This window comes from Otoolea muris, assembly GCF_943193115.1.
Lineage (GTDB): Bacteria > Bacillota > Clostridia > Lachnospirales > Lachnospiraceae > Otoolea > Otoolea muris.
In genome coordinates this window covers 240,182-254,043 of record NZ_CALPCY010000001.1, presented here as the reverse complement: position 1 = coordinate 254,043, position 13,862 = coordinate 240,182, and the positions used below count along the sequence as shown (strand labels likewise).

Below are 13,862 nucleotides of genomic sequence, written 5' to 3'. Positions count from 1 at the left end.
GGAAGCAAAGATGAAAGAAGAGCTGAAAAGGGAGATTGCAGCGGAAGCGGCGAAGGTTATCTTTGCGAATGAGGGAAATTACTCTTCCGTAAATGCTGATGATAACGGGGCGGTGAGCGTCGGCAAGGTACAGTGGCACGGGAACCGGGCATTGTCGCTTCTGAAAAAGATTGCGCAGGGGGCAGGGGCAGAAGCGACGCTGGGGAAAGACCTGTACAACGAGATAATGACCGCTTCAAACTGGGAAAGCCGGACAGTGACAGCGATAGAGAAAGCGAAGCTGTCAAAGATTCTGGGGACCCCCGGAGGAAGGGCGGCGCAGGACAGGCAGGCAGAAGAAGACATTCTTTCATACGTCACGCACGGGGTAAACATGGGGATTGAAGACCCGCAGAGCCTTGTATATTTTGCGGACTTGGAGAATCAGGGCGGGGCGGGAGCTTCAAAGCGTGTCGGGAACGCCGCAGCAGGAAGAGCCGGGGGAGCCGGGAAAGTAAGGCTTGACCATATCCACGGGGCGGCACTTGCTGACCGTGTAATGGGTAAATACAGCAGCCGCAGGAACATTGTATATGAAAAGGCAAAAGGGCTTTTCAAGAGTGCTTCCGGGGCTGCAAACAATCAGACAGGAGGTAAAAAGACTATGACAGAACAGGAGTTAAGAAACAAGGTAGTGCAGACAGCACGGGGCTATCTGGGTTGCAGGGAAGCGGACGGGAGCCACAGGAAGATTATTGACGGGTACAACGCCCACAAGCCGCTTGCACGGGGCTATCTGGTGAAGTATACGGACGCATGGTGCGCAACGTTCGTTTCGTTCGTCGGTATCGTCTGCGGGCTTACGGACATTATGCCGACAGAATGTGGGTGCGGGGCAATGATTGACTTGTACCGGGCAAAAGGACGCTGGCAGGAGAACGACGCATACAGACCGCAGCCCGCAGATATTGTCATGTATGACTGGGACGACAACGGGGTGGGGGACTGTACGGGCTATCCTGAACACGTCGGCATTGTGGAAGCGGTGAGCGGGAACACAATCACGGTCATTGAAGGGAACATGAGTAACAAGGTAGGGGAAAGAGCGTTGCAGGTGAACGGGCGTTATATCCGGGGATATTGCCTGCCTGATTATGCGAGCAAGGCTGGCAGCGTTCCTTCCGCAAGCGTTCCTTCCGGAAATCCTTCTTCCGGGTCCGCTTCTTCCACAGAACAGGTTTACACGGTGCAGGCGGGCGACACGCTTTCAAAGATTGCCGCAAAGTACGGCACTACATACCAGAAGCTGGCAAGCTATAACGGGATTGCGAACCCGAATATTATAAACGTCGGGCAGAAAATCAGGATTCCGGGAAGCGGTGCGAAGACCTACACAGTAAAGCCGGGCGACAGTTTGTGGGCGATTGCGGCGGCGCAGCTTGGGGATGGGTCCCGCTACAATGAAATTAAGACCCTGAACGGGCTGAACAGCAACACGATTTACCCCGGACAGACATTGAAGCTGCCGGGAGCGTAAGAAGGAGGAAAAAGAAAGTGATTAGAATTACATTCAAAAACGGAGAAAAAAGCGAGTGGACAAAAAAGGAATACGACGATTACAAGTATGACGGGAAATGCTTCATTATCGTAAAAGACGGACAGTGGGTGGGAATTTACAATATTGACAGCATTATTTCTGTAGTTGTCGTGCCGGAAGCATAAGAACAGGAGGAAAAGAAGATGAATGACATTATCATTTTAGCGGTGCAGTTAGGGTTTACGGTTGCGGCGTTTGTCGTCGGGAAATATGTATTCCCGAACATTCCGAAAAACGTAGTTGACAAATTGAATACGCTGTCACAGTGGGCGGCGCAGTTTGTAGTATGGGCGAAAGAGTTCATGAAAAAGGAAACAGGGGAAGAGAAGATGGCGGCAGTCGTCGAAAAGCTGAAAGAGATTGCCGACGAAGCCGGGATTGAAGTCACGGAAGACCAGTTGCGGGCAATAGCGCAGTCTGCCTACAACGCAATGAAAGCAGGGGAGAAAGAAGCAATGGTGACGGAGCTGCAGGCGGCAGAAGCGGTGCAGGTTCCGACAGTGAACATTTACACGGGACCCGCAGCGGAAGGAAAAACCGCAGTTGCGACAGATGAAGTCCCGGAAGGTGCGCTGGAGGACGGCGCAGCCGGGGAAGTGAATGTATACGACGCAGACGGGAACAAAACCGGGACAATCACGGCAGAGGAAGCGGCAGAAGCCGCAGAGGGAGTGACGAACATTGAAATTGAAGTAAAATAGACCGCAGACGTGCCACACAAGCCCACAGACAGACGGAAAGCCCCGCAGGTAAGGAAATATACCTGCGGGGCTTTTTTGACGCTTACGGGGCAAATACGGGGCTATCTGAATATCATTCCATTCATAAGACCCCAGAGAAGGTACTCTTGCCACTCTATTTCTTTTGATAAAAAATCATGTTTAGAACTGTCAAAGAATCCGGTTTTCCTACATTCATCATAGAGTTTTCCGCACTCATTCTGCAAAGACAATATTTTTTCTTTGATTGCCCTTATGTCAGTACCCCTTTTAATCCTTTTGAAGTTTTCCCCTGTCATTGCTTGCACTTCCTTTCATGGAGAAGGGCAGCAGCAGGAGCCGCCGCCCGGTCATTTAGTTTTCTTTCCGCAGTTCGTTGTAAACATGGTGTCCCAGTTCATGCATAGCTTCCGGGACTTCCTGGACGAATACGGTAAACATGAAAGTCATAAATTCAGACTTTGTTTGCGTCCATTCTTCCGGGGTCATATGCGGGTTTTGCGCCAGCTTCATTTCAAGCAGCTTTTGTGTAAGTTCCTGACCTGCGGGGCTATTCAGTGCGCTTCTTTCCGCTTCTGATACCTTGTCTACAAAATCGTTGAAGTTTTCAGCTATCATCATTTTTCTTTCCTTCCTTTCTTTGCTGGAGGGGCGGCAGAGCCGCCGCCCGTTGTTTTTATAAATGTGTATACATTCCCGTTACTGATGTAAAAATATCTTGAAGCATATCTGCATATATGCCGGAAACCTTTTCAACGTCTTCTTGCTTGTCCGGGGACCAGGAGAAAGTCTTTTTATTCAGCCGCCCGGCAGTATACTTGAAGAAATACATTGTGTAAGTGTCCGTTGCGTCAAGCGTGATATATAGGCGGTTTGCCTTGCTGCGGTTTTTCGGAAGCGTCATGCGCAGCGTGTTTCCGTCTGATAAGAAGTTCTTTGCGCCTGTCATTGCGATAAACTCATTGCCGCCGAGTTGTTCAAGGATTGTATTTGCTACTGTCATTTTATTTGCCCATTTCCTTTGCTTCATCTTATGCTATTATTATATACTTGCGCAAGTATAATTTCAATAGGCAGAATATACAAAGTTACGCAAGTATATTTGTACAATGTGTATACTTGCGTAAGATAAAAAAGAAAGCCCCGGAGGAACGGGGCAGGGGTTCAGACAATATTCACGTTCCCGGCTTCACCTTCCCGCAGGATAGACAGTATATTTTCTATCATATCCATTTTAGCAAGGCGGGCAAGGCGGGAGAAATCGGCTTTTGTCGTTTCTTTGTAGTGTTTATAAAGACGGTCACGGTATTCTTCAAGATGATAGCAGTAGAAAGCATGACAATTCCCGCCGTAGTCTTCAAGCCAGTTGTTAGCGGCTTGTAAATCGGAGTAGATAGGATAATAGCAGTTCTTCCGGGCGGCTGTAAGGCGTACCGCTTTTATTTGCTTCATGCCCTCATTAAGTGCAAGGCGGCTGTAGGTGGCTTTTTCAACTTTTATCATTGTGCTTTCCTCTCTTTCATTTGATAAGTTTATCATATACTTGCGCAAGTATAATTTCAATAGGCAGGATAGACAAATATACTTGCGTAACATTGTATATTTTGTATACTTGCGTAATACTTGCGTAAGTGATATAATGATACATACCCGAAAGGAAGGAGGGCGGCACATGGAAGAGAAGAGGACGGAAGGAAAGAAGCCGGACACGAAGAACACGGGGCAGCAGAAAGCGGCGACGAAAGCAAAGAACACTTTCAACGGCAAGAATTATGAAAGGCTGTACCCGTTTGTAAAAATGGGGGAGAAAGTGAAAATTGAAAGGGCGGCTTCTGCTGCCGGGCAATCCCTGAATGATTACATTGTAACTGCCGTATATCAGCGCATGGAAAGAGAGGGTCAGGCAGATGAAGAAAAGACCGGGGAAGTGTGAAAGCTGCGGACTTGCCTTGCCGGACGAAAAAGGAAGAGGGGCGTGGAAGTTCTTCTGCATTAAGAATGGGAAAGGGAAAAGGGGCGGCGATTCCTGCGGTGGGTACTGGGAAGCAGGGGAAATGAAAAGAACCATTGACACAATAACGCAGCTTGTTAAAAGCCTATAGGAAGGGGAAGAAATGGAAAAAGAATATCTTTTCATCTACGACGGGCAGACATGGTGGTTGAAGCTGACGGACGCTGAACAGATAATAGACTACCACAAACAGACGGGCGGCAGGTATGAAGGGGCGGTAAACCTTTATATGAAGTTCAGGCAGGAGGGGAAAGAGTGGTACAATCTGCTGGAAGATACGCCGCTACAGGAGCGTATAGAGATAATGCAAAGCAAAGACTTCAAGTATCTTCAATGCGCAATCATAAAGGCGCAGCAGGTGGAGGGGACTATATTTGACGGCTTCCGCTGTCTTAACATGGAGATAGGGCAGGCGGAGCTTGAAACAATCCGGGAACACGGGGCAGTCTTCATCAATCCGGCTGGCGGTCATACGCACGGAATTAAAACGGTGCAGTTCTGCCGCAGGAAACAGCTTGTCTTCCCACACTTCAAGCGGGAGGAAATCAGGCTAAAGCAGTTCAGCGGCGGGCGGCACTGGTACGCATACATAGGAGATATGCAGATAAGGGACGGCGACTGCCTGAAATGGAACACAAGGGAAGCGGCACAGGCGGCAGCGGAAGCGATAGTGAATTAAATAAAAGGACCCCGGAGGGCAGCAGGCTTTCCGGGGGTTCTCTATGTTGTACTAATTGAACAGTGCCGACTGGCAATCTGGACAGCAAGAATAGTCAGGATGTTATTACCTTGCTTACACAGGCTTCCCGCCGCTATCAGCAAACAATCCTGATGATTACCCACAATAAGAATTTGACTGCATCCGTTGATCGGGTGTTTCGGGTATCAGATGGCGTTTTGACGGATTTGGGAGGAAAAACAAATGAAGCATTATCTTGACCTTGTTCCCATATCCGCAAAAATCCACAAGAAGCAAAGCAGAATGTCTATTTTTTGCATTGTGCTGGCTGTGTTTCTGGTTACAACTATTTTTGGAATGGCAGATATGTTCATCCGCAGCCAGATTTTGCAGGCACAGCAGGAGTCTGGGAATTGGCATATTGCCATTCGGAATATCAGTAATGAGAAAGCTGCAATTATCGCTTCACGGCCTGATATAGAAGTGTTTTCACCGTATGGCGTTCTCAATTATCGTGGAAATTTAGGCTATACTTTGGGTGGAAAAAATGTAGCGATATGCGGTTGTGATGAAAGATATATAACTGAAATCTGGACTGACCAACTTGAAGAAGGTGTTTTTCCACAGACAAGTAATGAAGCGTTGGTGACTGAAAATGCAAAGCAGATAATGAGTGTTGCGATTGGTGATCCCATTGCCGTAGAAACTCCTGATGGCGACAAACTGAATTTTACCATATCAGGATTTATGAATAATACCGCCTCGATAATGAGTGGCGACTCCTACGGCATCATTTTGAACACAGAGGATTACTGCACTATTTATCCGAATGTATCAGACGGGGAACCGAATGATTACGGCATTATGTTTTACGCTCAATTTGCAAACACAAGAAATATACAAGGGAAAATTGCTGATTTGAAAGAACAATGCAATTTATCGGATGAACAAATATCTTCCAACAATAATCTGCTTGGATTGCTTGGACAAAGCCGTGTTCCCTTTTTATTACAGGTTTATTTGGCCGCGGCAGTATTGTTTGTGCTGGTAATGTTAGCTGGTATTATGATGATTGCAAGCAGCCTTAACAGCAATGTAGCCCAGCGTACAGAATTTTTCGGCCTTATGCGCTGTATCGGTGCAACACCAAAACAGGTTATGCGCTTAGTACGGAAAGAGGCGCTTAGTTGGTGCCGTTTGGCGATCCCTGTGGGTATTTCCATCGGTGTAGTTGTCATTTGGGTCTTATGCGCGATTTTGCGTTTCCTAAGTCCGGAATTTTTCAAAGCGATGCCTACATTCGGATTTAGCGTACCAAGTATTCTTGCAGGAATCGTTGTGGGCTTGGTAACAGTTTTGTTCGCTGCCTATTCTCCGGCAAAGAAAGCAGCAAAAGTATCTCCGCTGGCAGCGGTGTCCGGTAATGCAAACGACTTGGAGCCTGCAAGAAATGCCGCTAATACACAACTGCTTAAGATTGATACAGCACTTGGAATTTATCACGCAAAAGCAAATCGGGAAAATCTGTTTTTGATGACAAGCTCATTTGCTCTCAGTATTATCCTTTTCCTTTCATTCTCTGTAACAGTTGAGTTCATGCAGCATACCTTAACACCGCTCCAACCTTGGACAGCAGATCTATCTATCATAAGTCCCGATAACTCCTGTGCTATTGACAAAACAGAACTCGATAGTCTAAAGGAAAATCCTGTTGTGGATTTAGCGTATGGAAGAAAATTTGCATACGAGGTTCCGTCTGTCACAAACGGTATTGAAAAAAAGATGGATTTAATCTCTTATGAGCAGTATCAATTTGATTGGGCAAGGGACTATTTATTAGAGGGTTCTCTGGAATCTGTGCAAACTGATTTAGGGACGGGCTTAATTGTTTATAATTCGCAGAACACAATACAAACAGGCGATACGGTATCCCTGAATATAGACGGACAAAGTGAAGAAATTCAAATTGTTGGAATATTGTCCAACTGTCCGTTTTACAGTGCCGCCGATGTTGGAACAATTATTTGTTCAGAGGATACATTTGAACAAATTACTGGCGAGTCGAAATATACGGTTATTGATGTGCAGTTAGTGAAAGGCGCAACAGACGAAGAGGTTTATGTGATCCGCCAAATGGTAGATTCATCATTTACTTTCGCTGATGAACGCATGGGTAACAGCAGTACCATGGGAACTTACTATTGTTTTTGGCTGTTCATCTATGGATTCCTCGTCCTAATTGCAATGATTACAATTTTTAACATAATCAATAGTATTTCCATGAGTGTGTCTGCACGGTTGAAACAGTATGGCGCTTTCCGCGCCATCGGCGTTAGCATGGGACAGCTAAGTAAAATGATCGTTGCAGAAGCCTTCACCTATACCATAATCGGCGGTGTAGTTGGTACGGTGTTGGGACTGTTTTGTAATAAGCTATTGTTTGGAATGTTGATAAGTTATAGATGGGGGGATGCTTGGACTCCTCCATTACCAGAGGTAGCCGTTATTCTGTTGATTGTTGTAATCTCTATAATTTTGGCTGTGCAAGGGCCAATCAAGAGAATACGCAATATGTCCATTGTTGATACAATCAGCGCACAATAAATTCAAATCATATATAAGCAGGTGGGTTTTTAATTAAGCCCGCCTGCTGTTATTGAGCTTACAGTTACAATACCTCTGACACAAGGGGTACATCGCAGTCCTACGGTTTAAATTATCAAAAGACCGGGAAAGATATGCCATACTTGTTCGTGAAGAGTTCAGTTGCCTAACAAATTCACATGAACAGGGACACGAACAACTGGATTCTGGAAAACTGAATACAGGAGGTCACGAATGAAAGAACTGCCAGAAAGAATCCATGACGATACCAACGGCCTTGACTACATTCTTGTGGGTGATTATTACATTCCCGCCCTGCGGCTGACGGAGGAATCCCGCCCTATCGGGCATTGGGGGCGCAGGCGTAAAGCCTATCTGGAAGAAGCCCGCCCCGCCCTTTATTGCAGCCTGCTGTTGTCAGGGAAACTCTGGACGCACCTTGCCGACGTGGACGAGCAGGCACAGGAGCGGCTTGACCTTATCATGGAGCAGATGAAAGCCGCCGAGGGCGTGACGGAGAAATTGAAAGCGGATGACCAGCTTGAATGGGTGCGCCGCTGCAATTCTATCCGCAACCGGGCGGAGGAAATTATCTATGCGGAACTGGTCTATGCGTAATGCGGCTGGCTCCTGTCTGGAAAAAGCGGCTCTAAAGCCGGAAAATTGAACATAGGACACACGATACAGTAAAGAGGACTGCTAACCGGATTTTACGGGAATGGCAGCCCTTTTTGCGTCATTCTTTCGTTTTTTTCTTCCCAAACAGGGACAGCAGCTTTGATTTTCCACGCTGACTGGCAGATACGGGGAGAAGGGGGGATTTTTTAAATACACGGGCAAGGGTGATGCGCTCATCTTCTGGAAGGCTCGTGTAATCTATGCCAAATACCCGGCAGATGGTAAACGCCCGCTTTTCGTCCGCCGTGCCTTTGTGCATGAGGGCGTCCAGCAGTATCACCGGGATGTTCCTGGCAAAATCCGCTGCGGGGGTTTCCGGCTCGGCAGTGGTCTTGTCGGATTCGTGCCGGGTGCGGAGGTCTTTTACAATCCGGTCAAGGTCATCATGGATAACATGGCTGAAAAACAGTTCCTCGCTGACCTGCCCTAATTCTAAAGTACGCATATAGAGGTCGTTTTCAGGGGGCTGCCGCTGTTCTATGACGGACTGCCTTGCTTTTTCCAGAACTAAGTTCATGTCATGGATACGCATATCCGCAATCCGGTCAATGCAGACTTCCATATCCGTCAGCAGGCGCAGGAATCCGGGATGGCAGACAAACTCACAGAGGAGCCGGTTGTTCAGTGCGCCGCTTTTTAACAAATCAACTGTGGAATCATTCAAGTGCAGCTCATGCAGGGCGGTGTTCGGGTAGTTCTTATTTTCGGTCAGCCCCATGAGGTAATCCATGGAAAGACCGTAGTATTCCGCCAGCTTTGCAAGGTTGAACGGGCTTATATCCGTGCATTTGTCGGATTCATATTTTCCCAGCGTGGCTCTTGCTATGCCTGTTGCCTTTTCCAGTTCCGCAAGGGTCATGCGGCGGCTGGTTCTCTCGTCTTTTAATTTCTCCTGAAGCGTCAGTTTTATATACATTGCGCCCCTCCTCTCAAAACAGGGTTCATGACCATTATAGCACAGGGCATTTCCGAAAGCGTGGAAATTTTGGTTTTTCGGGAATTTTTCCAGCCTTTCGGACATACGGGGGAAGCCGGTTTATTTTGATAAGATTTCAGTGTCACAGGACATTGAAAACAGAATGACCGGCTGCAAGTGATACCGTTCCCGGAGAAGTAGTGCCATGACAGGAGCATACCAAAGGAACGGAAAACGCTGGGGTGATTCTGGGCAGGAACGGATTGCAGGCAAAACGGCAGGGAAACAAACTATCAATTATGGAGGATGGAACATGAAGTTAAGCATTGAGGAAAAGAAGATTTTATATGCCTTCGGGTGCGGGAGCCATGAGAACACCGTCCGCAGGCTGAAATGGGTCACTGCCCTGACGGTGGATGAAAAAGTGAAACGCCGGGTGCTGTGCCTGGCAAGGAAGCTGGATGACGGCGGAGCCGGGGAATGGTATCCCTGTTTTTACCGCCATCTCCGTTTGGAAATGGAAGGATATTTTGAAGCAAAGAAGCATATCCGCATGGTTGAAAAAAGCACAGACTGGGAGGGATTTTATGGGAAAGCCGTCTAAGTATGAAAAGGAAACGATTGTCAACTTCAACGAGGGTGAGAAGGAAGCCAGTATTTACACATTCAATGCGGACTTGAAGCGGCGGCTGGCGGAGTTCAGCAAAAAATATCCGCTCCTGTGCCGTTTGGAGAAGTCCACGCCGGAAGGGAGCGTGACCTATGTTCTGGATAAGTCCCGGCTGTCTATCCGGCTGGTTCCGCCTTACAGTGAGGAACGGCGGGCGGCGGCGAGGGCATATGCCAAAGAACACGGCTTCAAGTCCATGCCGGGCGGGAAGGATATTGCCTGATTTGGGGGCGTTTTACGGTCAAAACAACGGGTGCGGAGCCGGTATTTTCCCCGTGGTTCACGGTAGAGGTATCAGACATCAGGGAAGCCCCGGACGGCGGAAATGCCTGTTTTGGGCGTGTTTTTCCGGCTGTCATGGGGCATGGCTTGGGTTTCTGTGGGAAATCAGAACGAGCGCGGCGCGTTCTGATTTTCTGATACGGAAAAAGGAAGCCGTCTTTGACGTGGGCGGGCGCAGTGCACTCACGTTGGCGGCAACCTTTTATGCGGGGTACAGGGGCGCAGCAGCCCTGTTGGGGTCAAGGGGCAACGCCCATTGGCGGGTTAAGGGCGGCAGTCCTTATCGGGTCAAGGGTGAAACGCCTTGCCCAGCTAGAGTTGATGCCTGCGTCAACCCGTACTGGGTATTACCTGACGCAAGTTCCGCAGGTTCGGCAGCTCCGCAGCCCTCCCGCCAGCCGGGGAATCTTGAAAAAGGAAGGAGGATTTGGCATTGAAACTGACACGGCACAACGGACGCTCCGGCAAAAACGGCACGTACAACCCACGCCACAATGACCGCCGCTTTGACCTGAATAACAGCAGCCATATTGATTCGGAGCGGGCAAAGAAAAACGTGTACTGGGACTGCTACCGGGGCTATACCACCGCCGGGAGCCGGGAGGATTCTTCCCAGCCGGATTTCAGCTTTGAGCAGATAGAACTGGCTTACTACACCGAGAATTATTCGGATTTCATTGAAGCCCAGAACGCAAGGAACGAGAAGAACCGGCACACGGAACGCAACCGCACGGTGGGGGATTTGTTAAAGAACAATAAGACCTGCCCGGAGGAAAGCATTTACCAGATTGGGACGGTGGAGGAATCCGTCCCGCCGGAAACCTTGTTCCAGATTGTGAATGAGTTTTATGCAGAGTTTGACCGGCGTTTTGGTTCCCACGTGCATCTTCTGGACTGGGCGCTCCATCTGGACGAGGGGACACCGCATATCCATGAGCGCCATGTATTCGATTGCAAAAACCGGTATGGGGAGTTATGCCCCCAGCAGGAAAAGGCGTTGGAAGAACTGGGAGTGCCGCTCCCTGAACCGGATAAGAAAAAGGGAAGGAACAACAACCGCAAGCAGACTTTTGATGCGGAGTGCCGGAAGATGCTTTTCCGTATCTGCGCCGCACATAACCTTCACTTGCAGGCAGAGCCGTCCTACGGCGGGCGGGATTATCTGGAAAAGCAGGACTTCATCATTGAAAAACAGAAGAAAATACTCTCCGCACAGGGGGAAGCCTTGACGAAAAACACCGTAGCCATAGCGGAGCAGGAAAAGAAGTTTGATAAAGCCGCAAAAGCCGTTTCAGAAAAAGAAAAGGAACTGGAAAAGCAGGAGGGGCTGATTGCGGAAAAAGGGCGGGAACTTTCGGAAAAGCAGGCGGCACTTGCCACTGTCACCATGAAGATTGCGGACATGGAATCGCTGGTGGAGGAAGTGGCGGACACGGCTTATGAGAAAGCCTGCGAGGTTGTGGCGGATACCGTCCGGGCGGAAACGCAGAAGGAGGACATCCGGGCGGTGGAGGATTACAAAAAGTGGCTGGCTTCGCCGGAACGGAAAGCCCCGCAGGAGAAAAGGGATTTCGCCGTGAAGTGCCTGTGTACGGTTCAGGAGCAGATTAAAAATGCGGCGCAGAAAGTGTTAAGGAAAGTCCAGTCTGCGCTCCAAAAGCCGGAGGTGAGCCGTGCAAACAAGGGGCAGATTAAAGAGAAGGCAAGGGAATCCATGAAGGACAGGCTCGCAAGGGGGAAAATAGAAGCTGACCGGGTAAACCGGGAGCGCATGGAGCGCAGGAACGTAAGGGCAGCAACAAAAAAAGATATGGAGATTTGAAGCATTTGCTTTCCGCTGTGGAAATGGCAGATGCTTTTTTATTTCCGGGAAGGGATGGTATGAATGTATTTGAAGCAGTAAAGGAAAATGTAACGGCAAGGCAGGCGGCGGAAATGTACGGCATCCGGGTGAACCGGAACGGCATGGCGTGCTGCCCTTTCCATGATGACAGGAATCCCAGCTTGAAGGTGGATAAGCGGTTCCACTGTTTCGGCTGCCAGGCGGACGGGGACGTGATTGACTTTGTGGCAAGGCTTTACGGGCTGCCCGGTCTGGAAGCGGCGAAAAAGCTGGCTTCGGATTTTGGCATTTCTTATGACAGCCGGGGGCGGGCTTCCCCAAAACTGGCAAGACGGAGCGTGTCGGCAGAACTGCGGTTCTTGCAGGCGGAGCGGAAATGCTTCCGGGTGCTTAGTGATAATCTCCATCTGTTGGAGCGGTGGGAAACGGCATATGCGCCGAAATCGCCGGGGGACGGGTGGAACCCGCTGTTTGTGGAAGCCATGCAGAAACGGGAGTATGTGGGTTATCTTTTAGACACGCTGCTGACCGGGACAAAGGAGGAAAAAGCCGCAGTCATCACGGGGCATGGGAAGGAGGTGGAACGGATTGAGCGGAGGGTATCAAAGTTTGCCGCCAGAGGTCAGGCAAGCCGTGGGAACAGCCGTAGACAGCATGGACGGTGAAAAGACGGTGGGGGAAGTCCGGCAGATGCTGGAAACCACCCAGAAGGGGCAGACCGCCAACACGCCGGGGAATTACAGGGCGGTGTTTTTGCATGACCCGCTGCTTCGAGGGGCGTTCAGCAGCAACCTCCTGACTGACCGGGTTGACATTGTGAAGCCCCTTGGCTGGTATCGGGACGGGAACCGGCTGACGGACGTGGATATTCAATATTTAGTTCTGTATTTGGAGGAACACTACGGGCTGACATCAGAGAAGCGGATTGAGGGGGCTATCAAGGTAGCCGCCAATGAATACCGGTATCACCCTGTCCGTGATGAGTGGTTTTCCGATGACCTGCGGAAGTTAGACGATGATAACGTATACCGGAAGCTGCAAGGGCATTGGATTATTGAAATGTCAGAAATGATTGCTACGGCGAACGCAAAGAGCATTGAGGATATTAAGTCCTTTTTGAGCCGCCAGAAGGAAACCTACAAAGCCCCTTATGAAGTCCACCCAAAAGACCATAAGCGGCAGTGCGTGTTTGCCGGAACTTCCAACACGCTGGACTTCCTGCCCCTTGACCGAACCGGGAACCGGCGTTTCCTGCCGGTGCAGGTGCAGGCGGAAGCGGCGGAGGTTCACATTCTGGAAGATGAAGCCGCTTCCAGAGCCATCGGGCAGATGTGGGCGGAGGTCATGGAGGTTTACCGGAAAGGCGATGTAAAGCTGAAACTAAGCCCGGCAATGGAGCGGTATCTGAAAGAACACCAACGGTCATTCATGCCGGAGGACACCCTAGCCACCCGGATTCTGAACTTCTTGGACGGGTACGGCGGGAAGATGGTCTGCTCCCTGCAAATCTACCATGAAGGGCTGGGGCACCCGGATTATGAGGAACCGAAGCAGTATGACATTCGTGATATTAACTCCATCATGAAGAATTATGCGGCGGGCTGGAAAGCCTTTGAGAATCCACGGCATTTCCCGCCGCCCTATAACCGGCAGAAGGGCTGGGAACGGGCGGAGCCGCCTGACAACGGAGGGCATGGGAAATCGGGTTTCCAGCCTTTGCCCGAAGGGGAAGCCGTCCAGCTTGGGCTGCCGGAGGAATGGCTGGAAGGAGAAAAGCCATAGCCGGTTGCCGGCTGGTTGCCCCTCCCGTTGTCAAGCCCGTTGCCGGGAAGAGAGCCTGCAAATGCCGTATTTCCGGGCTTTTTCTTTTCCTGACAACGAAAG

General features: G+C 49.6%; 18 protein-coding genes and 1 pseudogene. 14 read left to right on the top strand and 5 right to left on the bottom strand.

Annotation, left to right across the window (positions count from 1 at the left end; translation table 11 throughout):
- Positions 1–10: 10 nt before the first annotated feature.
- The 3 genes from NFS31_RS01290 to NFS31_RS01280 are packed head-to-tail and all read left to right on the top strand — an operon-like array spanning position 11 to position 2,277.
- Positions 11–1,516, top strand: coding sequence for a CHAP and LysM peptidoglycan-binding domain-containing protein (locus tag NFS31_RS01290; protein ID WP_251490781.1), 1,506 nt, complete (start codon positions 11–13; stop codon positions 1,514–1,516).
- 17 nt (positions 1,517–1,533) lie between these two features.
- Complete coding sequence (locus NFS31_RS01285; RefSeq protein ID WP_251490778.1) at positions 1,534–1,701, top strand: hypothetical protein; 168 nt, start codon at positions 1,534–1,536, stop codon at positions 1,699–1,701.
- Between the two features lie 18 nt (positions 1,702–1,719).
- Complete coding sequence (locus NFS31_RS01280) at positions 1,720–2,277, top strand: phage holin, LLH family (RefSeq protein ID WP_251490775.1); 558 nt, start codon at positions 1,720–1,722, stop codon at positions 2,275–2,277.
- A gap of 101 nt (positions 2,278–2,378) precedes the next feature.
- Here NFS31_RS01280 and NFS31_RS01275 read toward each other — a convergent pair whose 3' ends face one another.
- From NFS31_RS01275 to NFS31_RS01260, 4 genes are all read right to left on the bottom strand, one after another.
- Positions 2,379–2,594 carry a hypothetical protein gene (locus NFS31_RS01275; RefSeq protein WP_251490772.1) on the bottom strand — a complete coding sequence of 72 codons (216 nt, stop codon included), beginning with the start codon at positions 2,592–2,594 and terminating at the stop codon, positions 2,379–2,381.
- Positions 2,595–2,649: 55 nt separating this feature from the next.
- Positions 2,650–2,916, bottom strand: a complete 267-nt coding sequence (locus tag NFS31_RS01270; protein ID WP_251490769.1) for a hypothetical protein — start codon at positions 2,914–2,916, stop codon at positions 2,650–2,652.
- Positions 2,917–2,971: 55 nt separating this feature from the next.
- Positions 2,972–3,325 carry a hypothetical protein gene (locus tag NFS31_RS01265; RefSeq protein ID WP_251490765.1) on the bottom strand — a complete coding sequence of 118 codons (354 nt, stop codon included), beginning with the start codon at positions 3,323–3,325 and terminating at the stop codon, positions 2,972–2,974.
- A gap of 134 nt (positions 3,326–3,459) precedes the next feature.
- The gene (locus NFS31_RS01260) at positions 3,460–3,798 is read right to left on the bottom strand and encodes a hypothetical protein (protein ID WP_251490762.1); all 339 of its coding nucleotides are present in this window, start codon (positions 3,796–3,798) and stop codon (positions 3,460–3,462) included.
- Positions 3,799–3,967: 169 nt separating this feature from the next.
- Here NFS31_RS01260 and NFS31_RS01255 point away from each other — a divergent pair, with 169 nt between their 5' ends.
- The 6 genes and pseudogenes from NFS31_RS01255 to NFS31_RS01230 all read left to right on the top strand — a co-directional run bounded on the left by NFS31_RS01255 (position 3,968) and on the right by NFS31_RS01230 (position 8,207).
- Positions 3,968–4,228, top strand: a complete 261-nt coding sequence (locus NFS31_RS01255) for a DUF1778 domain-containing protein (RefSeq protein ID WP_251490759.1) — start codon at positions 3,968–3,970, stop codon at positions 4,226–4,228.
- Entirely contained in the window at positions 4,203–4,397 is a 195-nt protein-coding gene (locus tag NFS31_RS01250; RefSeq protein WP_251490756.1) for a hypothetical protein, read from the top strand. The genes NFS31_RS01255 and NFS31_RS01250 overlap by 26 nt, the downstream gene beginning before the upstream one ends.
- A gap of 12 nt (positions 4,398–4,409) precedes the next feature.
- Positions 4,410–4,985: a hypothetical protein gene (locus NFS31_RS01245; RefSeq protein ID WP_251490753.1), complete on the top strand. Its 576-nt coding sequence runs from the start codon at positions 4,410–4,412 to the stop codon at positions 4,983–4,985.
- 65 nt (positions 4,986–5,050) lie between these two features.
- Positions 5,051–5,245, top strand: a pseudogene (locus tag NFS31_RS27315) (ABC transporter ATP-binding protein); the annotation flags it as partial.
- Positions 5,229–7,589 (top strand): FtsX-like permease family protein, encoded by a 2,361-nt coding sequence (locus tag NFS31_RS01235; RefSeq protein ID WP_251490750.1) that lies wholly within the window; start codon positions 5,229–5,231, stop codon positions 7,587–7,589. The pseudogene NFS31_RS27315 and the gene NFS31_RS01235, both read left to right, overlap by 17 nt.
- A gap of 234 nt (positions 7,590–7,823) precedes the next feature.
- Positions 7,824–8,207, top strand: a complete 384-nt coding sequence (locus NFS31_RS01230; protein WP_251490747.1) for a TnpV protein — start codon at positions 7,824–7,826, stop codon at positions 8,205–8,207.
- 118 nt (positions 8,208–8,325) lie between these two features.
- On the opposite strand, the gene NFS31_RS01225 is transcribed toward NFS31_RS01230, so the two are convergent.
- Positions 8,326–9,183, bottom strand: coding sequence for a helix-turn-helix domain-containing protein (locus NFS31_RS01225; protein ID WP_251490744.1), 858 nt, complete (start codon positions 9,181–9,183; stop codon positions 8,326–8,328).
- 313 nt (positions 9,184–9,496) lie between these two features.
- On the opposite strand from NFS31_RS01225, the gene NFS31_RS01220 reads away from it, so the two are divergent.
- The 5 genes from NFS31_RS01220 to NFS31_RS01200 all read left to right on the top strand — a co-directional run bounded on the left by NFS31_RS01220 (position 9,497) and on the right by NFS31_RS01200 (position 13,760).
- Positions 9,497–9,787: a hypothetical protein gene (locus NFS31_RS01220; protein WP_016303745.1), complete on the top strand. Its 291-nt coding sequence runs from the start codon at positions 9,497–9,499 to the stop codon at positions 9,785–9,787.
- Positions 9,771–10,076 carry a molecular chaperone gene (locus tag NFS31_RS01215; protein WP_120412423.1) on the top strand — a complete coding sequence of 102 codons (306 nt, stop codon included), beginning with the start codon at positions 9,771–9,773 and terminating at the stop codon, positions 10,074–10,076. The genes NFS31_RS01220 and NFS31_RS01215 overlap by 17 nt, the downstream gene beginning before the upstream one ends.
- A 492-nt stretch (positions 10,077–10,568) precedes the next feature.
- A complete protein-coding gene (locus tag NFS31_RS01210; protein ID WP_251490741.1) occupies positions 10,569–11,957 on the top strand; it encodes a plasmid recombination protein in 1,389 nt (462 codons plus the stop codon).
- A 59-nt stretch (positions 11,958–12,016) separates the two neighbouring features.
- Positions 12,017–12,643: a CHC2 zinc finger domain-containing protein gene (locus NFS31_RS01205; RefSeq protein WP_251490738.1), complete on the top strand. Its 627-nt coding sequence runs from the start codon at positions 12,017–12,019 to the stop codon at positions 12,641–12,643.
- On the top strand, positions 12,633–13,760 hold the full coding sequence (locus tag NFS31_RS01200) for a virulence-associated E family protein (protein ID WP_251490994.1): 1,128 nt from the start codon (positions 12,633–12,635) through the stop codon (positions 13,758–13,760). Before NFS31_RS01205 ends, NFS31_RS01200 begins: the two co-directional genes overlap by 11 nt.
- The last annotated feature ends 102 nt before the right edge of the window (positions 13,761–13,862 follow it).